Raw genomic sequence first — 20,970 nt, 5'->3', positions numbered from 1 at the left:
TCCCGGTGGCGCTCGGGAGACGTGCGTGCCCCGGGAGTTCATCCGTCCTCGGGGCGGGCCGCGCGGGCGAGCGTGGCGAGCGGGACCGGGCAGGCAAGCGGCCGGCGGTCCGGGGCTCCGGCCTCGGCCGCGCAGCCCGCCAGCTCCCGGACCGGGAATCCGCAGGTCCGGCCCTGGCACCAGCCCATCCCGGCCCGGGTGAGGAGTTTGACGGTACGGCTGTCCCCGGCGCCGAGGTCGTCGACCGCCGTGCGGATCGCGCCCGCGGTGACCTCCTCGCAGCGGCAGACCTCCGTGTCGGCGGCGAGCCACTCGGTCCAGCCGGGGCCGGGCCGGTGCACGGCGCCCATCAGCTCGGCGAACGCGCGCATCCGCCGCCGGGTCCGGCGCAGCACCGCCATCCGGCGCGCGTCCCGGTCCCGCCTGCCGTCCCGGGCGTCCCCCGTCACCGCGAGGGCCGCCAACTCCCCCTCGGCCAGGGCGAGGTGCACGCCGCCGATGCCGCCGGGCTCGCCCGCGGCCCAGACGCCGGGCACGGTGGTGGACAGGTCCTCGTCGAGTACCAGGGCCGCCGAACCGTCCGCGCCGCACCGGGTCTCGCAGCCCAGGCCGACGGCCAGGTCGAGCTGGGGGACCAGTCCGTGGCCCACGGCCAGGGTGTCGCAGTCGATCCGGCGCCCGGTCCCGGGGAGCGGGCGCCAGTCGCGGTCCAGGCGGCTGACGGTGACGCCCTCCACCCGCTCCGTTCCGTGCACGGCGGTGACCGCGCGGTGGGCCAGTACCCGTACCCGGTGGCCCGCCAGCGCCGCGGAGTGCCGTATCCCCTCCCGGAGCCGGCCGGGGTCCGCGGCCAGCACGCGGGGAGCGCGTCCGTACGCCCCGTATCCGGCGGCCTCCACCAGTGCGGGCACCCGGGCACCGGCGCGCGCCAGTGATACCGCGACGGCCTGAAGAAGCGGTCCGCTGCCCGCGACGACGACGCGCTGTCCCGGCAGCACCAGACCCGACTTGAGCATGGCCTGCGCCCCGGCCGCACCGACGACTCCGGGCAGGGTCCAGCCGGGGAAGGGGAGCTGCCGCTCGTGGGAGCCGGTCGCGATGAGCAGCCGGCGGGCCCGGAGCGTGGCCGATCCCTCGCCGTCGGGCCCGGTCACGGCGTGCAGGGTCCAGTCCGCCCCGGTCCGCTCGACGGCCCACACCTGGTGCCCGGCGAGGTGGCGGATCCGGCCCGCTTCCCGGTGCCGGGCGAGCCGGGCGGTCAGTCCGGCGAACCGCGCCCAGCCGTGGTGCAGCGCCTCTGGCCGAGTGGCGCGCAGGCCGGGGGCCGGAGAGCGGTAGTACTGGCCGCCGGGTGCGTCCGCCGCGTCGAGGAGGACCACGTCGAGTCCGCCGTCGGCGGCGGTGACCGCGGCCGCCAGTCCGGCCGGACCGGCGCCCACCACGGCGAGTTCGGCGAAGTGCGGGGCGGGGGCGGGGGGCGAAGGTTCAGCGGCGGAGTCCGGCATGTCCGTCCCCCTCCTGGGTCGTGACCACATCACCGGGGCGGGCGGGCTGGAGACAGGCCCGCCTGCCGGGGACCCCGTTCACGGTGACCAGGCAGTCGAAGCAGGAGCCGATGCCGCAGAAGGCCCCCCGTGGCCGCCCGTTCACCCTGGTGGTGCGCCAGGTGAGGACGGAGTCCGCCCAGAGGACGGCGGCGATGCTCCGGCCCGGCAGGGCGTGGACCGGGCGGCCGTCGAAGGTGATCTCGAACCCCGGCCCCGGTTCGGCACCGGCCGCGGCGGCCGGGGTGCGGGCGGCGGTGCGCTTGCGGTTACGTATCACCAGGGCTCCTGTCTCGGTGACGGGGCGGTCGGGCGGCCCTCGGAGGCGGTACCGAAGGCGGTGCCGAATCGGTCGGGACGGAACGGTCCGGGGTCAATGGCGGGCTCCTCGCCGCGGATCGCCGCGACGACCAGTGCGGCCGTGGCGGGTGCGAGCCCGATGCCCGCGCCCTCGTGACCGCAGGCGTGAAAGAGGCCCGGAACCCGGCGATCGGGGCCGATCGCCGGCAGGTGGTCCGGCAGATAGGGGCGGAAGCCGTGGTAGGCGCGCAGCACACGGGCCTGTCCGAGTACGGGGAAGAGGGCGGCGGCCGCGGCTGCCAGCCTGCTGATCACCGGCACGGACAACGTACGGTCGAAGCCCACCCGTTCACGGCTCGCGCCGATCAGTACCGGCCCCGACGGGGTTCCCTCGACGACGGGTGAGGTCTGCAGCGCGGCAGAGCCGCTGGACACATCGGCCACGTACTCCGCCGCGTACACCTTGTGCCTGATCAGCCGGGGCAGCGGCTCGGTCACCAGGACGAAGCCGCGTCTGGGCAGGACGGGCAGCTGCACCCCCGCCAGCGCGGCGAGTTCGCCGCCCCGGACGCCCGTGGCATTGACCACCGCGGGGGCCAGCAGCTCGCCCCGGCCGGTCCGTACGCCGCGCACCGCGCCGCCCGGCCCGGTCAGCACGGCCGTGACCGCCTCCCCCAGCCGGACACGGGCCCCGGCCTCGCGCGCCGCGCGCAGCAGATGTGCCGCCGCCAGCGCCGGTTGGACCTGGGCGTCCTGCGGGTAGAGGACTCCGCCCGCGAGGCCGGGTGCGAGGTGCGGTTCCAGTCCGGGCAGCTCGTGCGGAGCGACGGCCTGGGTCCGTACCCCCGCCTCCGCCTGTCCGGCCGCTGTCGCGGTCAGCGTGGCCAGCGACGCTTCGTCCGCCGCGACCACCAGGCCGCCCTTCTGCTCGAACTCGATTGCGGGCGGCAGCACTTGGGCGAGTTCGAGCCAGAGGGAGGCGGAGTGCAGTGCGAGGTCCAGCTCAGGACCCGGCGGCTTGTCGGAGACCAGGAGGTTCCCCTCCCCGGCCCCGGTGGTGCCACCGGCGACGGGTCCGCTGTCCACCACCGCGACGGCAAGTCCGGACCGGGCCGCGTAATAGGCGCAGGCGGCGCCGACCACTCCGGCACCGACAACGACGACATCCAAAGGCTGTCTCGTGAACACGTCAGTAATATGTCACATTGCTCAGGGGGTGCCAAGAGGTCGTCATCGCATCAGATTTGACGGACCGTCACGCACTTGCCGCACTGGGTACGGGCCGCCGCGATGCCTGCGCATAGCAGCGTGGGGGGTGTGACAACTGCCGGAATCCGGAAGTGACTCCAGCACCCGTCGCGGGCGATGCTGCACGTCACCGGCGGTTGCGCGCACGCTCGCCGGTGCTCCGATCATCACCGCGTCCCGAAGGCAGGTCCACCCGTATGAGACTGACCCGTGCCGCTCTGGCCGTAGCGGCCACCGCCCTGACTCCGGCCCTCCTGCTGACCACTCCGGCCTTCGCCGCCGGTAGCTCCTCGGCGCCCGCCACCGTGACGGCGCCGGCAGCCACGGACGACCCCGGCACGCCCGTGGACGACATGTCCGAGGAAGAGCTCCGTATCGCGATCCTCCGCATCATGGCGGACGAGGACAGTGGCAAGGGGGTCACCCGGGAGGCGAACAAGGCCCTCGACGGCACGGTGGAGGACATGCGCGCCTTCCTGAAGACCGGCTACCGCCTGGCCCAGGCGGAAGACGACTCGGTCGCCATCGTCAAACTCCTCGCCAACCCCGACAGCGGAAAGCGCGTCATCCGCGAAGTCAACGAACTCCTCGACAGCAACGCCACCCCGGAAGAACTCCGCGCCTGGCTCGAAACCGGCTACCGCCTCGCCCAGGCGGAAGACGACTCGGTCGCCATCGTCAAACTCCTCGCCAACCCCGACAGCGGAAAGCGCGTCATCCGCGAAGTCAACGAACTCCTCAACAGCGACGCCACCCCGGAACAACTCCGCGCCTGGCTCGAAACCGGCTACCGCCTCGCCCAGGCAGAGGACGACCGGGTCGCTGTCGCCCGCATACTCGGCGACCCGAACAGCAGCAGCGCGCTCCGGGCGGCGGCAGAGGCCGTCATCGACGGCACTCCGGAGGAGCTGCGGTACTTCCTGGAGCACGGCCAGTACGAGGTGGACGCGTAGGACCACGCCGGAGCGGCCGGGGCCTCGCGGGGCTCCGGCCGCTCCACACGTTCCTGCCAATCCGGCCGCTCCGGCCGGAAGGACTCAGGGGCGGGGCACGTTACGGAGGTTGGAGCGGGCCATCTGGACCATCTTGCCCACCCCGCCGTCCAGCACGATCTTGCTCGCGGAGAGCGCGAACCCGGTCACCATGTCCGCGCTGATTTTCGGCGGCATCGAGAGCGCGTTGGGGTCGGTGACGATGTCGACGAGCGCCGGGCCCTTGTGCTTGAACGCGTCCTTGAGGGCCCCTTCGAGCTGCTTGGGCTTCTCGACCCGTACCCCGTACACACCCGAGGCCCGCGCGATGGCCGCGAAGTCCGGGTTCTTGTTGGTCGTACCGAACGACGGCAGCCCCGCCACCAGCATCTCCAGTTCGACCATGCCCAGCGCGGAGTTGTTGAACAGGACGACCTTCACCGGCAGGTCGTACTGGACGAGCGTCAGGAAGTCCCCCATCAGCATGGTGAATCCGCCGTCCCCGGACATCGAGACGACCTGCCGGTTCCGGTCCGTGAACTGCGCGCCGATGGCCTGCGGCAGCGCGTTGGCCATCGAACCGTGGCTGAACGAACCGATCACCCGGCGCTTGCCGTTGGGCGTCAGATAGCGGGCCGCCCAGACGTTGCACATACCGGTGTCGACGGTGAACACGGCGTCCTCGTCGGCGAGTTCGTCCAGGACGGAGGCCACGTACTCGGGATGGATCGGGACGTGCTTCTCGACCTTGCGGGTGTACGCGCTGATCACACCCTCCAGCGCGTCGGCGTGCTTCTTGAGCATCCGGTCGAGGAACTTGCGGTCGGACTTCGCCTTCACCCGCGGGGTCAGACAGCGCAGCGTCTCGCGGACGTCCCCCCAGACCGCCAGGTCGAGCTTGGAGCGGCGGCCCAGGTGCTCGGGACGGACGTCGACCTGGACGATCTTCACGTCGGTGGGCAGGAAGGCGTTGTACGGGAAGTCCGTGCCGAGCAGGATCAGCAGATCGCACTCGTTGGTGGCCTCGTAGGCCGCGCCGTAGCCGAGCAGTCCGCTCATGCCGACGTCGAACGGGTTGTCGTACTGGATCCACTCCTTGCCGCGCAGCGCGTGCCCCACGGGGGCCTTCACCCGTTCCGCGAACTCCATCACCTCCGCGTGCGCACCCGCCGTGCCGCTGCCGCAGAACAGCGTCACCCGTTTGGCCTCGTCGACCATCCGGCAGAGCTTCTCGATCTCCGCGTCGCCGGGCCGCACGCTGGGCCGCGAGGTGACCAGGGCGTGCTCGATGGTCTTCTCCGGCGCGGCCTGCGAGGCGATGTCACCCGGCATCGAGACGACGCTGACGCCGCCCTGGCCGATCGCGTGCTGGATGGCCGTCTGGAGCAGTCGCGGCATCTGCTGCGGATTGGAGATCATCTCGTTGTAGTGGCTGCACTCCTGGAAGAGCAGCTCCGGATGGGTCTCCTGGAAGTAGCCGAGGCCGATCTCGCTCGACGGGATGTGCGAGGCGAGCGCGAGCACGGGGGCCATCGAGCGGTGGGCGTCGTAGAGGCCGTTGATGAGGTGCAGGTTTCCCGGTCCGCACGAGCCGGCGCAGGCCGCCAGGGTGCCGGTGATCTGCGCCTCCGCGCCGGCGGCGAACGCGGCCGTCTCCTCGTGCCTGACCTGGATCCAGTCCATGTCCGCGTGCCGGCGGATGGCGTCGACGACCGGGTTGAGGCTGTCGCCGACGACTCCGTACAGGCGCTTGACCCCCGCGCGGGAGAGGACATCGACGAACTGCTCCGCCACGTTCTGCTTGGCCATGGGTGCGTGCTCCCTCTGCCTGTGGTGCTCCGTGCACGTTCGGCTGTCCGGGACCCCGGGGCGCGAAACCTCGGCGGGACGGGGGTCCCCGGACTCCATCAACCCATGACCCGCGCGGTTACGCCTCCCAGACGCCGACGGCCGTGCGGTCGTCGGCGTATCCCTTGACCCTGAGCCGGGTGTCCGCGAGGAAGTCCGCGAGGCCCGGCGCGGGGCCCGGTGCCCAGCGTCGGGCCAGTTCGGCGGCGAGCTCCGGCTCGTCGCGCAGCGGATCGGCCAGGCCGTTGCTGCACAGCAACAGGGTGTCGCCCGGCCGGGCGACGGAGGCCCGGAACCGGAACGGTTCTGCGGGCGGCGGGACCGGGCTCTCGATGTACGGGGCCGGACCGGTAGTGATCCCCAGGTCCATGGTCAGCCGTTCACCGTCGGGCCCGCTCTCGGGTGACGCCGAGCCGAACCCGACCACGCCCTCCCCGGTGAGTTCGCCGGAGTGCGGCACCACCGGTTCGAGGTCCTGCCAGCTGCCGTCGCGCAGGCGGAAGAGCCCGCCGCCGCCGACGCCGAAGAAGACCCGGGTGCGGCAGCCGGGGTCCGCGGACAGCAGGAGGCAGCGCAGACCGGCCGTGTACTCGTACGGTTCGAGACCGAGTTCCGCGGCGCGGGCGCGGAGCCTGCCGTAGGTGCGGTCCGCCAGGCGGTGCAGGCCGGATTTCAGTTCGCCGCGGCGGCCCTCCCTTATGTCCTCGGAGAGCCGGGCATGGCTGCGCCCGACGGCCTCCGCGATCCAGCGGCAGGCGTCGGCGGCAGCCGGATGCGCGCCCTCGGCCGTACGCGCGCCGCCCGCGACGGCGACCAGGACGAGGGCGCTCTCCGCGGCACCGAAGCGCACCGTGACCAGCGCGTCGCGCCGGGGCTCGCCCCGGAACCGCGCGGAGTCGCCGCGCACGGAGGCGGCCCGCAGGGTGTACGTGCCGTAGCGGGCGCCGTCGAGCACGGTGTCGGCGACGAGCGCGTGGATCTCGTGCGGGTCCGTGGCGGGCAGCGCGGTGGGCTCCGCGTCGTACGTGGGCGGCCTGGCACCCACGTACGAGACGGGCCGGTGCGCCTCCGGCTCGTGCGGTTCCCACGCTCCTGCGTCGGGGGCGGCCGGGGCGGCGGCCTCCGTATCCGCGTCCGCCGTCTGCCGTTCGTCCTCGTTCCGCTCGACGACCGGCCGCCTGGGCAGCGGCGGCATCGCGTCGGCGGCGGGCGGCGCCTCGGCTTCCCGGCCGGACGGCAGGCCCTGGGCGAGGCGGGGATCGGCGGCGGGGGGCGGGGACTGCGGCGGCGGGAGCGGTGGCGACGCGACGACGGGCGGCGGTGGCGCGACAACGGGCGGCGCAACCGGGGCCGCCGGTTCCGGTATGGGCTCCGGCTCCGGCTCCGGTACGAGTTCCGGCTCCGGTGCCCGCACCGCGAACGTGCGCGGCCGAGAGATTCCGGCCGGGGGCTCCCAGGGAGCGCGCGGGGGCTCCTCCGGGGGCGCTGGCGGCGCGACAGCCAGCGCGGTGCGCGGCTCGGGTATCGCCGCCGCGGCCCCGTACCCCGCGCGGTCCTCGGGCCCCACGGTGCCCGACGCCGAGTCGAAGCGGTCGTCGAGACTGTCGGCCGCCTGGCTCGCCCCGGTGTCCGGGGCGGATTCGTCATACAGCCTGCGCCACCAGTCGTCCTCCTGGGCGGCGGGCCTCTCCCCCTGCTGACTCATGCCCATATTGTCCACCGCTGGGGCCCCGGCAAAACGGGTCATCCCGAAAAAGTGCCCGCGGTCCCCCGCGAAAGAGGTCCGCCGGGCGGCCCCACCCCCCACGGGAGGGACGCCCGGCGGACCGGTCGGACTGATCCGGCGTCAGCGCACGGCGTAGGCGTCGGTCACGGTCTGCACGACGGAGTTGCCCTTGGCGTCCGTCAGTTCGGTCCGCAGGGTGACCGGCTTGCCGGCCGCGTCCGCGTGGTTCACGGTCGCGGTCCAGCGCCCTCCCCGCTGTGCGGTGGTGGCCCCGGTCCAGGTCTCGCCGCCGTCGTACGAGTACGAGACCTTGGCCGCGGTGACCTTGCCGGGCGTGTAGCCGGCGTGGCCCGTGACGCTCAGCCCGATCTTCTGACCGTCCTTCGCCGCAAGGGTCTTCATCCCGTCCGAGGGCAGGTCATAGCCCGGGAAGAGCAGGGGGATGCCCTGCGAGTACACGTGTCCGTCCCGGTGCGAACGGAACTTCCAGGTGGTCTCGGTCGAGGTGGACCGCTTCCACACGGCTGCGGGCTGCCCCGACTTCGTGGTCATCATGGTGAGTTCGTACGCGGCGTCCGCTGCCGGGACGGTGAACACCCCCGACGGCCAGCCGGACTCGCCGATCACCTTGCCGCCGCTGCTGAGCCGCATATTGCCCATGTCCCCGAAGGAGCCCTGGATACCGCTGTGTTCGGTGTCGCTCCAGAAGCCCGGGGCGACGCCGATCAGATTGTCCTGGCGTTCGGCCGCGAGCTGCTCCGCGCCCTGGTTGTCGCGGGGTGCGGACGGCACGACGACGCCCCGGTACCAGTCCGAGGAACGCTTGGAACCGGCCTTGTAGGTACGGAACTTGTCCGTCATGAACTCGCCCCAGGGGAAGCTGGAGGAGAGTGCCTGCTGCCAGGTGGTGTCGCCCGCCGTGTAGTACTCGGTGCGCTTGCCGGGTGCGGCGACGGTATCGAACGCACCGACGGAGAGGGTCGCTCCATAGGGGCGGGAGGCGAGCAGTGTGTCGACGAAGTCGGTCTTGACGCCCATCGATTCGTAGGTGGACTCGACCGCGCCGAGCGCCTTGTCCTTGACCTGGTAGGTGCGGTTCGAGGTGAGGTCGCCCGTCTCGGAGAAGGCCAGGTTGTAGACGAACGGGCTGACGGCGGTGGCCTTCCAGCTCAGCTTCACCGGTCCGACGGCCAGCGCCGCGGTCAGGGTCTTCGCCTCGTCGGCCTGGATGCCGAGCGAGGGCAGGGGCGCGGAGCCGTAGCCGACGGAGGGCTGCCAGGGGCCCGCTGACGGGCGGTGCGTGATGATCGCCACGGCGCCGGCGGCCTTGGCGTCCCGCGCCTGGGTCACGATGGTGCCCTCGTCCGGAACACCGACGAGCGCGATCCTGCCGGAGACTCCGGCGGTCTTCAGCTCCTCAGGAGTGCCGCTGCCGGCGTCGACGAGCGCGGCCCGGCCGGTTCCGTCGAGGTTGACGGAGCCGTTGGACGCGGTCGTGGGGTGGAGGGTGGCGCCACCCACGACCGAGAGCTTCTCGATCTGCGGGGCGTACGCGCGCCAGAAGCTGTCGAACTCGAAGTCGCCGTCGGTGGCCTTGCCCCGGATGTCGGCCCGGTAGTCCTTGATGGCGCTGCCGCCGGCGATGGATCCGGCGTGCAGCCAGGCGTCGTCCCAGCTGCGGCCGAAGGCGAGGGTGCCGCTGCGGGTCTCGCTGGCCCGGTCCCGGGTCTTCACCTGGACTCGGTGCGCCTTGCGGGCGTCAAGCACCAGGGTGGTGTCCTTGGTGACGTTCAGCTGCGGCCGGGCGAGGTAGCCGACGGACTTGGCGAGGGTGCCGGTGGAGTCCTCGGGGTCGGCCGAGACGATGAAGCTGGAGACGAAGTAGGCGCCGGGGCGCACCTGGTACACCTGGTCGGTCGAGCCGTCGTTGAACCGGCGCTCACCGCTCGCGGTGTCGGTGCCGATGACGTCGAGGGACGACGAGCCGCCGGCGGGGACGCCGTTGGTGTCGATCAGCTTGACGCGCAGGGTGACGGTCTCCGCGCCGACGTACAGCGAGAACGGGGTGGAGACCTTCACTCCGCCGGTGGCGGTGGCCAGGACCCGGCCGGTGACGTCGCCGTACTGGCTGTCCTGGAGCTTCGCGGTCGGATCGAGCTTCAGCGGGACCTGGACCGTCGCTCCGGCCGGCACGGTGACGCTCTTCGCGCCGAGTGCGGCGACGGAGGACCCGACGGCCGAACCGTCGTTGCCGGTGACGCCCTGGAGCTTCAGTGCCAGCTTGACCGGCTTGCTGCCCGTGTTGGTGTACGGGACCTGAACGGTGGTGCGGTCGCTCTTGTCCTGCGGCCAGTTGAAGGTGCCGCCCTGGACTGCGGGTGCGCCGGTCACGGTCGTGTCGATGGCCGCCTTGACGTCGAGCCGGCCACCACCGGTCTCGCGTACGTCACCGGGGATGTCGCTCTTCGCGGACGACACGAGTGCCGCCTTGACCTGCTGTGCGGTCCAGTCCGGGTGGCGTTCCTCGACGATGGCGGCGGCGCCCGCGACATGCGGGGTGGCCATCGAGGTACCGGACATCGACTGGTAGGCGTAGATCCCCCGGCCGCCCGCCGCGGCCGCCGAGATCTCGACGCCGGGGGCGGCGATCTCGGGCTTGAGGGTGTGCGCGCCGATGGCGGGGCCGCGGCTGGAGAAGGAGGCGGTGGAGTCGTCCCGGTCGACCGCGCCGACGGTCAGCACGCTGGGCGCGCAGCCGGGTGAGGAAACGGTGTTGAGGGCGGGGCCCGCGTTGCCGGCCGCGACGACGAACAGGGTGTCCTTGCTCTTGCCGAACTCCTCTGCGGCCATGCTCATCGGGTCGGTGCAGTCGGTCGGTGTCGCGCTGCCCAGGCTCATGGAGACGACGTCGGCCTTCTGGTCGACGGCCCACTGCATGCCCGCGATGATCCAGGAGGAGTCGCCGGAGCCGCTGTCGTTGAGGACCTTGCCGACGAGCAGGTCCGCGCCGGGAGCGACGCCCTTCTGCTTGCCGTCGCTGGCCGCGCCGGAGCCGCCGACGGTGGAGAGGGTGTGGGTGCCGTGGCCCTGGAGGTCGTCGGTGGTGTCGGAGTCGGTGAAGTTCTCCGAGGCGGTGATCCGGCCCTTGAGGTCCGGGTGTCCGGCGTCGGCGCCGGTGTCCAGGACGGCGACCTTGGTGCCCTTGCCGTCGTATCCGGCGGCCCAGGCGAGGTCGGCGCGGATCTGCTTGGTGGACCGGTCGAGGCTGGCCTCGACCTTGCGGTCCAGCCAGAGCTTCTTCAGCCCGGCGGCGGAACGGGACCTGGCTCCGGTGACGTCGGCCCAGAAGCCGGCCGCCTTCTCCTTGTCCGCCTTGAGCGCCACGCCGCCGATGACCGGGAGGGCGATTCCGCGTTCGGCGCCGCGCGGGGTGGCGGGCGCGCTGCGGGCGGCCTTCCCGGTGTAGGTGGCGATGAGCGGTACGGAGTCCGCGTGCGCGTCGTCGTAGCCCTGCCGGATCAGCCCGGTGACGTTGAAGAGCTCCTCGTCCACCGTGCCGGCGGCGAGCGCCTTGGCCGCGGTGTCCGGGTAGACGTAGAGGTCCTTGCCGGTGCGGCGGGTCTGCACGAGGGGGACGGTGCCGTCCGCGCCGGCCAGCGCGGTGGCCGCGGCGCTCCCCGAACTGTCCGTGCTCACCAGCACCTTGTCGCCGGTGACCAGGGTGACGGTGACCGGCTTGTCCGCCTTGGCCGCTGCCGCCGCGCTGCCGGTGAGTGGTCTCTTCGTGACCGCGTCGTCCTGTGGCGCTGCCACGGACGGCGCGATCACCGTGACGGCCAGGACGGCGGCGGTGGCCGCCCCCAGTGCCGTACGCGATATCGGACGCATCGCTCTCCCCAAGTGATACCGGAACAGGCAGCGCAAAGCGCCGTATTCCGGAGGTTGTTGGTGCTGCGGTGGCGCCACATTGGCAGAGGGGCGGGCGGTACAGGGATGATGTGCCGAGGCGGGTTTACGCCGTGGCCGCTTTCCGCCACGGCCGGTCGCCGGGGAGCACGGGATGACACGGAAGCACTGCGTCCGGGGAGGGGTCCGGGGATGCTGGGAGCCATAGGACTCGACGAGATACAGGAGTCGGCCTACCGCGCGCTGGTGGCGCTGGGGGCCGCGGAGGTCCCCGATCTCGCGCACCGGCTGGCCCTTCCGGAGCCGGAGACCGAGCGGGCGCTGCGCCGGCTGGAGCAGCACGGTCTGGCCGCGCAGTCGTCGGCGCGTACGGGGCGGTGGGTGGCGGCGCCGCCGGGGGTCGCGCTGGGTGCGCTGCTGACGCAGCAGCGCCATGAGCTGGAGCAGGCGGAGCTGGCGGCGGCGCTGCTGGCGGAGGAGTACCGGGCGGACGCCGCAGAACCCGCCGTCCACGACCTGGTGGAGGTGGTCACCGGTGCGAGCGCGGTGGCACACCGGTTCCATCAGCTCCAGCTGGGTGCGACGAGCGAGGTGTGCGCCCTGGTCACCGGGAAGCCGATCGCGGTCAGCGGTCTCGACAACGAGTCGGAGGAACGCGCCGCCACCCGGGGGGTGACGTTCCGGGTGGTCGTCGAGCGCGAGGTGCTCACGCTACCGTCGGGCATCCTGGAACTGTCGGCGGCGCTGAGCCGTGACGAGCACTGCCGGGTGGTGGACCGGGTGCCGACGAAGCTGGTCGTCGCCGACGGCGCTCTGGCGATGGTGCCGCTGACCGGTCGCGGCGTGGAGCCGGCGGCCCTGGTCGTGCACGCCTCCGGGCTGCTGGAGTCACTGATGGGGCTGTTCGAGGCCGTGTGGCGCGAGGCGATGCCGCTGCGGCTCGGGGAGAGCGGTCTGCCGCGGGAGGACACGACCGGGCCGGATCCGACGGATCTGGAGGTCCTGTCGCTGCTGCTGGCCGGGCTGACCGACGCCAGTGTCGCGAAACAGCTGGAGCTGGGGCTGCGGACCGTGCAGCGCCGGGTCAAGGGCCTGATGGAGCTCACCGGGGTGTCGACCCGGCTGCAGCTGGGCTGGCACGCCTACGAGCGGGGCTGGGTGTCCCGCGAGCCGCGCGCCTGACCTCACCGCGCGCCGGGCCGCACCGACGGGGCCCGCCCCGGGGACCGACGACGGGCGGGAGCGGCCGGACTCCGGCAGGCTGGTCAGATGAGTGTGTGGCAGCTCGTCGCCGTCGGCCTGGTCATGCTGCTCGGCCTGATCGGCGTGCTGCTGCCCGGAGTGCCCGGCCAGGCGATCGTCTGGGCCGCGGTGCTGTGGTGGGCGCTGGCGGACAACACCCCGGCGGCCTGGGGTGTGCTGATCGGCGCCACGGCCCTCCTCCTGCTGAACCAGGCGCTCAAGCCGCTCCTGCCGCCACGCCGCCCGCGCGAGTCCGGGGCGCCACGCAGGACGCTGCTGCTGGGCGGGATCGGCGCCATCGCCGGCTTCTTCGTCGTCCCGGTGGTGGGCGCGATCGTCGGGTACGTGGGCGTGATCTTCGGTGCGGAGCGCATGCGGCTGGGCAGCCGGGGGGCGGGCTGGGCCTCGGTCCGCTCGGTGATGCGGGCCACCGGCTACTCCGTACTGGTCGAGCTGTTCGCCTGCCTGCTGGTGACCGGGGCATGGCTCGGCGTACTGCTCTGGCACTGACGTGACCCGGTCAGTGCCACGTCTTCGGCATCACGTATTCGATGCTCGATCACATGGATAGAAACACATCGGATCTCTCGCACCCTATTGACGCTCCGACGGCTCAAGTCTACCTTCCGTGAGGACATAGCTCGGATGAATTGTTGCGCCCGCCTGCGTACGAATCGCCAGGAGATGCCTTGCCCACAGCACCGGACCCCGCCGCCTCCACCCGCACCGGTTCCCCGTCGCCCGCGCCCTCCCGCAGAACCGTTCTCGCCACCGGGACCGCCCTCGGCGGCGCCCTCGTGGTCGGCGGCGCGGCCGTCCCCGCCCAGGCCGCCGCCCCGGCCACGGGCGCCGCCGCCCCGGTCGCGGTGCACTCCCCCGCCGGCAGCTGGAACACCGTCCTGGACGACGCGGATCTGCACTGGCAGAAGCTGCCGAAGACCTGGTACGAGGGCCCCTACCTGGGCAACGGCCGGCTCGGCTCCGGCATCTACGCGGAACCCGGCGCCGAGACCACCGCGATCCGGTTCAACGTCCAGCACTCCGAGGTCCAGGACCACCGCCCGGAGTACGGCTCACTGTTCGGCCTCGCCCGCCTCCCGATCGGCCACTTCACCCTGGAACCGGCCGGCACCATCACGGGCGTCGACTGGCGGATGCGGCTGCACACGGCCGAACTCCGGGGCACCGTCACCACCACCGCCGGCACCCTCACGCTCCGCGCCTTCGTCCAGTCCACCGGCGACGTACTGGCCGTCGAGGTGACCCCGAGCGCGGGCGAGAAGGACTTCCGCTGGGTCTTCCACCCGGCCGAGGCGATCAGCCCCAGGGCCGCGTTCAAGCCGCTGCCCGACGGCTACACGGGCAACCCACCGGCCGTCGTAGAGAAGCACGGCGCCACCTCCGCGGCCGTGCAGTCATTGCTCGGCGGCGGACAGCACGTCACCGCCTGGCGCGAGCGGACCCGGGGCACGGCCCGCACCCTGTACGCGACCGTCGCGCACTCGTACCCGAAGAACACCGCCCGCGACCGCGCGCTGCGCACCGTCACGGTCGCCTCGGCCCTCCCGTACACCCTGCTGTCCGTGCCGCACCGCGTCTGGTGGGACCGCTTCTACCGGCAGAGCTTCCTGTCCCTGCCCGATGCCCGGCTCCAGCGGTTCTACTGGATCCAGCTCTACAAAACGGCGTCGGCCGCCCGCAAGGACGCGCCCGTGATGGCCACCTCCGGCCCCTGGCTGGAACCGACGCCCTGGCCCAACACCTGGTGGAACCTCAACGTCCAGCTGGAGTACTGGCTGATCCACGGCTCCAACCACCTGGAGCTCGACGCCGTCACCCGGGCCCTGAGCGAGTTCCGCGACCAGCTCTCCCGCGAGGTCGCCGCCCCCTACCGGGCGGACTCTGCGGGCATCCCCCGCACCACCGACCCGCAGCTGGTCAACGGCGCGGCCGTGGCCGACGGCGGGTACGGCGTCGGCATCCCCGGCCAGGACCCGCCCACCCCCGAGGTCGGCAACCTGACCTGGGCCCTGCACAACGTCTGGCTCTCCTACCGGCACACCATGGACCGCTCGATCCTGCGGGACACCCTCTTCCCGCTGCTGCGCAAGGCGGTCAACTACTACCTGCACTTCCTCGCCCCGGGCCCGGACGGCAAGCTGCACCTGCCGGCGACCTTCTCCCCGGAGTACGGCGTCAACGCCCCCGACTGCAACTACGACCTGATGCTGCTGCGCTGGGGCTGCCGCACCCTGCTCGACTCGGCCCGGGAACTGGGCGTCCGCGACCCGCTCACCGCCCGCTGGGAGGAGGTACTGGCCAGGCTCGCCCCGTACCCGGTGGACGAGAACGGCTTCATGATCGGCGCCGGGGTGCCGTTCGCGGTGTCCCACCGCCACTACTCGCACATGCTCGCCGTCTACCCGCTGTACGAGATCAACGGCTCCACCGACACGGAGCGCGCCCTGATCGAGAAGTCCCTCGCCCACTGGGTCGGCTTCGAGGGCGCGCTGCAGGGCTACACCTTCACCGGCGCGGCCTCCATGTCGGCGCTGCTCGGCAAGGGCGAGGACGCGCTGAAGTACCTGGGCCAGCTGATGAGCCGGTTCATCCAGGCCAACACCATGTACAAGGAGTCCGGACCGGTCATCGAGACCCCGCTGTCGGCCGCCCAGTCGCTGCACGACATGGTCTGCCAGTCCTGGGGCGACACGATCAGGGTCTTTCCAGCCCTCCCCGCCGCCTGGCAGGAGCTGACCGTGCACGACTTCCGCACCCAGGGCGCCTTCCTGCTCAGCGCGGTACGGGAGGGGGGCCGGACCCGCTGGGTGCGCCTCACCAGCGAGGCGGGCGCGCCCTGCGTCGTACGGCACGGCATCGAGGGCCCGATCGAGGTCCGCGACGGACGCGGGCACCGGCTGGACCACGAGCAGCTGGCCGGCGGATCGGTCCGCATCCCCCTCCGCAAGGGCGATTCGGCGCTGATCACCGCGGCGGGCGACCGCCCGGACCTCACTGTCCGCCCGGTCGCCGCGAACGAACCGGCGCCCAGCTGGGGCCTGCCCGCCTGAGGCTCAGCCGGACACCCGGCCCGCGGCCGGCGCGTGGCGTACGCCGTAAGAACGCCACGGCCGCCACCGCTCCGAGCCGGGTGTCCCGTACGGGTCGACGTCCGGGTCGCCCAGCGCGCGCATCCGGATCAGGGCCGCGGTCGCCGGTACGATGCCCGGCAGCCGCGACAGGGCCTGCTCGGCCTCGTCCCGGTCGGCGCCCGCGTCGAGCCGTAGGCTGCCGTCGGCCAGCGCCTCGGCCAGCGCCCGCAGCTCGGGACCGGGTGCCGCACCGGCCAGCACACCCGGTTCGGGGAACACATGGGTGAGCCCGCCGCAGGGCACGTCCAGCCGCTTCCCGTACAGCTCCACGAGCTCCTCGGCGGCGGCCGGACCAACCAGGGCCCGTACGGCGAACTCCTCCGGGTCCGCTGCGCCCGGCGAGCGCAGCCCGGGGCGGGCGGCGACCTGCGGGGCGAGCAGCGGATCGGCGGAGAGCAGTTCGTCGACGGCGTACGGATCGGCGTCCAGGTCGAAGAGCCGCCGCAGCCGCTGCACCGCCGTGGTCAGATCGCGCAGGTCGGTGAGGTGGATGCGGGCCTCCAGCCAGCTCCCGGCGGACCGCTCGTCCACGGCGGCGATGCCTGTGCCGTGGGGAAGGCGCAGGGTGCGGCGGTAGGTGCGGCCGCCGGGCTCGCCGCTGACCTCCTCGATCCGGGCGACCGTCCCGGCGGCGAGCAGATCGAAGACCTCGCGGGCGGCGTACGGCCCCCGGTGCGCGAGCCGGAGCGGGATTCCGGTGGTGCGCGCCTCCTTGACCGCGGCACCCAGGCCGGTGCCCGCCTCAGCGCGCAGTTCGCTGGGGGTGCGGGCGTAGATCTGCCGGATCGTGTCGTTGAACTGGCGCACGCTCGCGAAACCGGCGGCGAAGACAACCTCGGTGACGGGCAGGGCGGTGGTCTGCAGCAGTACCCGGGCGGTGTGCGCGCGCTGGGCGCGCGCCAGGGCCACGGGACCGGCGCCCAGCTCCGCGTTGAGCTGCCGCTGCACCTGCCGGGAGCTGTAGCCGAGCCGGCCGGCCAGACCGGGGACGCCCTCCCGGTCCACCACGCCGTCGCCGATCATCCGCATGGCGCGGCCGACCACATCGGCCCGGACGTTCCAGTCGGCGGAGCCGGGAACGGCGTCCGGGCGGCAGCGCCTGCACGCCCGGAAGCCGTTGCCCTGGGCGGCGGCCGCGGTCGGGTAGAAGCGGACGTTCTTCCGCTTGGGGGTGACGGCGGGGCAGCTCGGCCGGCAGTAGATGCCGGTCGTCTCGACGGCGAAGAAGAACTCCCCGTCGAAACGCGCGTCGCGGCTGCTCACCGCCTCGTACCTGGTCTCTTCGTCCATCACACCGTCCAGTGTGCGGCACCGCGCACCGCCGCACTCGCGGTTTTCGGACGTCGACCAGGGCCCCGGTCAGGCGCCGCCGGCCGGACGGGACCACGCGGACACGGCCTACTGGACCCGGCCGCGCTTCGCCTCCATGGCGGCCCGGCCCTCCGCGCCCTTGCGCTTCCAGTCGCGCCGGATCTCGTTGCGGACCCGGACGTCGGTCTTGGCGACGATGCGCTGGTTCTCGCGCAGCAGCTTGCGGTAGCTGTCCATGCGCCGCTCGGGCAGCGATCCGTCCGCGAGCGCCGCCCGCACCGCGCAGCCCGGCTCCGCCTCGTGGGCGCAGTCGTGGAACCGGCACCGCTCGGCCAGCGCCTCGATCTCGGAGAAGACCTGGCCGACGCCGGTCTCCGCGTCCCACAGGCCGACCCCGCGCAGCCCGGGGGTGTCGATGAGCACACCGCCGGAGGGAAGTACCAGGAGGTTGCGGGTCGTGGTGGTGTGCCGGCCCTTGCCGTCCATGTCGCGGGTGGCCTGCACCTCCATCTCGTCGTGCCCGAGCAGGGTGTTGGCGAGGGTGGACTTGCCCGCGCCGGAGGCCCCGAGCAGCACGCTCGTACCGCCGGAGACGATCGCGGCGAACACGTCGACGCCCTCGCCGGTGGCGGAGCTGACGGGCAGCACCTGGACCCCCGGGGCGAGGCGCTCGACGTCCTGGACGAGGTAGGACAGCGTGGCGGCGTCCGGGACCAGGTCGGCCTTGGTGAGCACGACGATCGTCTCGGCCGCCCCGTCACCGACGGATGCCCCGTCACGCAGCAGCGCGTCGCCGCCGGTGCTGGACATGGCGAGGGCCAGGAACCGTTCGACCCGGCCCAGGTCGAGTTCCACCGCCAGCGAGACGCAGATGGCGATGTGGTCGACGTTGGTGGCGAGCACCTGTCCCTCGGAGCGCTTGGACGAGGTGGAGCGGACGAACGCGGTGCGCCGGGGCAGCAGCGTACGGACGAACTGCGGGTCGCCCTCGGGGTCGACGGCGGCCCAGTCGCCCGTGCAGACGATCCGCATCGGGTCGCGGGGCACGACGAACGCGGTGTCGGCGCGGACGGTGCCCAGGGTGGTGACGATGTCGCACTGCCCTCGGTCCACCCGGACCACACGGCCGGGGAGCAGCCCCTGTGCCGCGTACGGGGCGAACTCGGCCGCCCAGTCGTCGTCCCAGCCGTACGCGGCCAGCGGGTGCGACGGAGACGGAGAGGAGGAGAAGGAAGAGGAGGAGATCGGGAAAGACAAGGGAAACCCTTCACAGGGTGGCCCCGGCACTGCGCACGGCGGCGCAGAAGTGTCGAAGAAAGGTCAGCCGGCGGCCACGGGGGTGGGACAGATGCACTTCGGCTCGTGGGCAGCGCCCACCGCAATGACAGTCATCAATGTCCTCACCTCCTGGTTCACGCACGGTCCGGGACCAGCGGTCTCGCCCGCGGTCCGTAACGTCGCAAACGATAGCGCGGGGTGGTCGGGGGACGTCAACCGAATTAACGCGGCGCCGCCTCTTGGCACTCGGCACCGGGCACTCCGCAGCGATCCGGTCGAGGACCCGGGAGCGCAGATATTCCCAACTATCCCTCGATCGGGTGATACGCATGGGGATCGACCGGTCACAGCCGGTTAGGGTGCCGGACATGACCTCCCCCCAGACAGCCACCGGCACCTTCACCCAGGCCCAGTTGGGCACCCTCACCCTGATCGGCTGGAGCGGCGAACACCCCCACAACGGACGGGACGTCGCCTTCCTGCTCGTGTACTCGCTCGGCGACGGATCGGACGGCCCGGCGGTCGGCGTGAGCGCCATGCACATCGCGCTGGAGCGCAGCGGGCTGCACATCGGCGGCGCCCCGGTGCGCGCCGACGAGACACCGGGGCTCCCGGTGAAACTCCTCGTCCAGGCGGGTCAGGCCGTTCTGACACTGCCTCACTTCACCGCCCAGTATCCGGCCCGGCCGGAGTGGCTGGCCGCCGCCCACGAACAGGGCGAGGTACAGGCGATGTTCGCCACCCGCCCCTGGCCGCAGGGTGCGCCGGGCAATCCGGTGACCGAGGACTCGCTGCGGTCCTTCGCCGGGGACCCGGAGGTCATCGCGACCTCCGCGCACTGCGTGCTGCCGGTACGCAGCCTGGGCTGACCGCTCCGGACCCGCGCGATGCCCACCACCCCCCGTGGAGCGGTGGGCATCGCGCGTTCCCGGGTGCCGCGCCGCGACGCGCGACGGGCGGCCCGGGACTTCCCGGACCGCCCGCGGCACGTACTTCCGGCGTCAGTTGTTGGCGACGCCGTTCCCGGAGAGGACCGGGATGCCGTCCACCAGGTGCGACAGGGGCTCGTCGCCCTTGGCCTGGACGGAGTTGTCGGCGCACTGCTGGTTCTGCGGGTTGGACAGGACCTGGACGTCCTGGACCGCGATCGGGACGAGGCCGATCAGCGAACCGACGTTGGCCTTGACCGGGGCACCGACGCAGAGGTCGTTCAGCGTGCCCTGGATGAGCTGGGCCTGCGGGCTGCCGTCGCCCCGGGTCACGCTGTTGCCGTAGGAGGACTGGGCACCGTTGCCGTTGACCGACGTCGTGCCCTGGTCGTTACCGATCGCCATGGCCGCGGGGGCCACCGCGGCGGACAGGCCGACCATGGACACGGCTACGGCCGCGCCGGCCATCATCTTCTTCATCAGACTTCACCTTTCGGAACGCCCCGTTCTGGGACGTACTGATCAACCGCGTAAAGCCCCGACAGTTGCGCAGTACCACTCAAATGGGTTCGATCCCGCGTAAGTTCGACACCTTCTCGTCAACCCGGGAAGGCCTCGCCCGAGGTGCGCGCCGCCGGCACCAGACCGGCGGTACGGGGCGGATCGATCTCCACGGGCTCCGGATCGCCCCGGGTCGCCTGCCATTCGGCGAGGAGGCGGTCGTAGATCGGCGTGACGCCTTCCGCGGGGCGGCGGCGGTCCTGGGGGCTCCTGCTGTCGTACTGGTCCATGAGGTGGCCATACCCGGTACGCCGGGGAGCGCCCGGTGCCACTACGGCAACCGGCCCAGTGGACCGGCCCTTTCGGGGCGGGCGCGGCGCCACGGCCCGGGGGAACGACATGGGGCCGACGCGTCCGGGCGGCCTGGGATCGGCTGCGGCGCGGACGGGTCGGCCCCATGGGGTACGACGGGTGGGACTAGTCGTTGGCGGCACCGTTGCCGGACAGGATCGGGATCTCGTCCAGGATGTGCGACAGCGCCTCGTCACCCTTGGCCTGGGTGGAGTTCTCGGTGCACTGCTGGTTCTGCGGCGACGACAGGACGTTGAGGTCCTGGACCGAGATCGGCACGACGCCGAGCAGCGAACCGGCGTTGACCTTGGCGGGCAGCGCGATGCAGGGCTTGTTGAGCGAGCCCTGGATGAGCGCGAACTGCGGGCTCCAGTCACCGTGGGTGGCGGAGTTGCCGTACGACTGCATGGCACCGTTGCCGTTGACCGAGGTGGTGCCCTGGTCGTTGCCGATCGCCATGGCCGAGGGGGCCACCGCGGCGGAGACGCCGACGATGGAGGCGGCGACGGCCGCCGAGGCCATAATCTTCTTGATCAATTGACTAGCCCTTCTGGGTTTTTCTGTTGCCCGCTGACCTGAGCGCTCTGATCAACTCGCGGCTGCGGGAATGGTTGTGGCACTTCACTCGAACGGTGCTTTTGCCGTCCGTCCGTTCACGGGAGG

The 20,970-nt window shown here is 72.4% G+C and carries 16 protein-coding genes; 5 read left to right on the top strand and 11 right to left on the bottom strand.

Features of this window, described 5'->3' with window-relative positions:
* Positions 1-38 precede the first annotated feature (38 nt).
* Genes OG892_RS32550 through OG892_RS32540 form a run of 3 tightly spaced genes read right to left on the bottom strand, consistent with a single transcriptional unit; the run spans position 39 to position 3,032 of the window.
* On the bottom strand, positions 39-1,505 hold the full coding sequence (locus OG892_RS32550; RefSeq protein WP_073735005.1) for an NAD(P)/FAD-dependent oxidoreductase: 1,467 nt from the start codon (positions 1,503-1,505) through the stop codon (positions 39-41).
* Positions 1,486-1,824 carry a (2Fe-2S)-binding protein gene (locus OG892_RS32545; RefSeq protein ID WP_073735004.1) on the bottom strand — a complete coding sequence of 113 codons (339 nt, stop codon included), beginning with the start codon at positions 1,822-1,824 and terminating at the stop codon, positions 1,486-1,488. The genes OG892_RS32550 and OG892_RS32545 overlap by 20 nt, the downstream gene beginning before the upstream one ends.
* Entirely contained in the window at positions 1,821-3,032 is a 1,212-nt protein-coding gene (locus OG892_RS32540; RefSeq protein WP_371630940.1) for an NAD(P)/FAD-dependent oxidoreductase, read from the bottom strand. The genes OG892_RS32545 and OG892_RS32540 overlap by 4 nt, the downstream gene beginning before the upstream one ends.
* 257 nt (positions 3,033-3,289) lie before the next feature.
* On the opposite strand from OG892_RS32540, the gene OG892_RS32535 reads away from it, so the two are divergent.
* Complete coding sequence (locus OG892_RS32535; protein ID WP_371630939.1) at positions 3,290-4,045, top strand: hypothetical protein; 756 nt, start codon at positions 3,290-3,292, stop codon at positions 4,043-4,045.
* An 84-nt stretch (positions 4,046-4,129) separates the two neighbouring features.
* On the opposite strand, the gene OG892_RS32530 is transcribed toward OG892_RS32535, so the two are convergent.
* From OG892_RS32530 to OG892_RS32520, 3 genes are all read right to left on the bottom strand, one after another.
* Positions 4,130-5,872 (bottom strand): pyruvate dehydrogenase, encoded by a 1,743-nt coding sequence (locus tag OG892_RS32530; protein WP_371630938.1) that lies wholly within the window; start codon positions 5,870-5,872, stop codon positions 4,130-4,132.
* 118 nt (positions 5,873-5,990) lie between these two features.
* Entirely contained in the window at positions 5,991-7,616 is a 1,626-nt protein-coding gene (locus OG892_RS32525; RefSeq protein WP_371630937.1) for a protein phosphatase 2C domain-containing protein, read from the bottom strand.
* A 141-nt stretch (positions 7,617-7,757) separates the two neighbouring features.
* On the bottom strand, positions 7,758-11,525 hold the full coding sequence (locus OG892_RS32520) for a S8 family serine peptidase (RefSeq protein WP_371630936.1): 3,768 nt from the start codon (positions 11,523-11,525) through the stop codon (positions 7,758-7,760).
* A gap of 210 nt (positions 11,526-11,735) precedes the next feature.
* On the opposite strand from OG892_RS32520, the gene OG892_RS32515 reads away from it, so the two are divergent.
* The 3 genes from OG892_RS32515 to OG892_RS32505 all read left to right on the top strand — a co-directional run bounded on the left by OG892_RS32515 (position 11,736) and on the right by OG892_RS32505 (position 15,856).
* Positions 11,736-12,725: a helix-turn-helix domain-containing protein gene (locus OG892_RS32515; RefSeq protein WP_328864876.1), complete on the top strand. Its 990-nt coding sequence runs from the start codon at positions 11,736-11,738 to the stop codon at positions 12,723-12,725.
* An 87-nt stretch (positions 12,726-12,812) separates the two neighbouring features.
* The gene (locus tag OG892_RS32510) at positions 12,813-13,295 is read left to right on the top strand and encodes a DUF456 domain-containing protein (protein ID WP_073734997.1); all 483 of its coding nucleotides are present in this window, start codon (positions 12,813-12,815) and stop codon (positions 13,293-13,295) included.
* Positions 13,296-13,474: 179 nt separating this feature from the next.
* Positions 13,475-15,856 (top strand): glycoside hydrolase family 95-like protein, encoded by a 2,382-nt coding sequence (locus tag OG892_RS32505; RefSeq protein ID WP_371630935.1) that lies wholly within the window; start codon positions 13,475-13,477, stop codon positions 15,854-15,856.
* Positions 15,857-15,859: 3 nt separating this feature from the next.
* Here OG892_RS32505 and OG892_RS32500 read toward each other — a convergent pair whose 3' ends face one another.
* Positions 15,860-17,227, bottom strand: a complete 1,368-nt coding sequence (locus OG892_RS32500; protein ID WP_371631725.1) for a DNA-3-methyladenine glycosylase 2 family protein — start codon at positions 17,225-17,227, stop codon at positions 15,860-15,862.
* Between the two features lie 108 nt (positions 17,228-17,335).
* On the bottom strand, positions 17,336-18,505 hold the full coding sequence (rsgA, locus tag OG892_RS32495) for a ribosome small subunit-dependent GTPase A (RefSeq protein ID WP_371630934.1): 1,170 nt from the start codon (positions 18,503-18,505) through the stop codon (positions 17,336-17,338).
* Between the two features lie 389 nt (positions 18,506-18,894).
* Here rsgA and OG892_RS32490 point away from each other — a divergent pair, with 389 nt between their 5' ends.
* Positions 18,895-19,395 carry a DUF5949 family protein gene (locus tag OG892_RS32490; RefSeq protein WP_073734993.1) on the top strand — a complete coding sequence of 167 codons (501 nt, stop codon included), beginning with the start codon at positions 18,895-18,897 and terminating at the stop codon, positions 19,393-19,395.
* A 132-nt stretch (positions 19,396-19,527) separates the two neighbouring features.
* Here OG892_RS32490 and OG892_RS32485 read toward each other — a convergent pair whose 3' ends face one another.
* From OG892_RS32485 to OG892_RS32475, 3 genes are all read right to left on the bottom strand, one after another.
* Positions 19,528-19,935 (bottom strand): rodlin, encoded by a 408-nt coding sequence (locus OG892_RS32485; protein WP_328864879.1) that lies wholly within the window; start codon positions 19,933-19,935, stop codon positions 19,528-19,530.
* Positions 19,936-20,054: 119 nt separating this feature from the next.
* The gene (locus OG892_RS32480; protein WP_371630933.1) at positions 20,055-20,246 is read right to left on the bottom strand and encodes a hypothetical protein; all 192 of its coding nucleotides are present in this window, start codon (positions 20,244-20,246) and stop codon (positions 20,055-20,057) included.
* Positions 20,247-20,433: 187 nt separating this feature from the next.
* Complete coding sequence (locus OG892_RS32475) at positions 20,434-20,844, bottom strand: rodlin (RefSeq protein ID WP_073734990.1); 411 nt, start codon at positions 20,842-20,844, stop codon at positions 20,434-20,436.
* Between the last annotated feature and the right edge of the window lie 126 nt (positions 20,845-20,970).

This window comes from Streptomyces sp. NBC_00341 (assembly GCF_041435055.1).
Lineage (GTDB): Bacteria > Actinomycetota > Actinomycetes > Streptomycetales > Streptomycetaceae > Streptomyces.
Note: the sequence above shows the minus strand (reverse complement) of the source record. Positions and strands in the feature narration are given on the sequence as shown.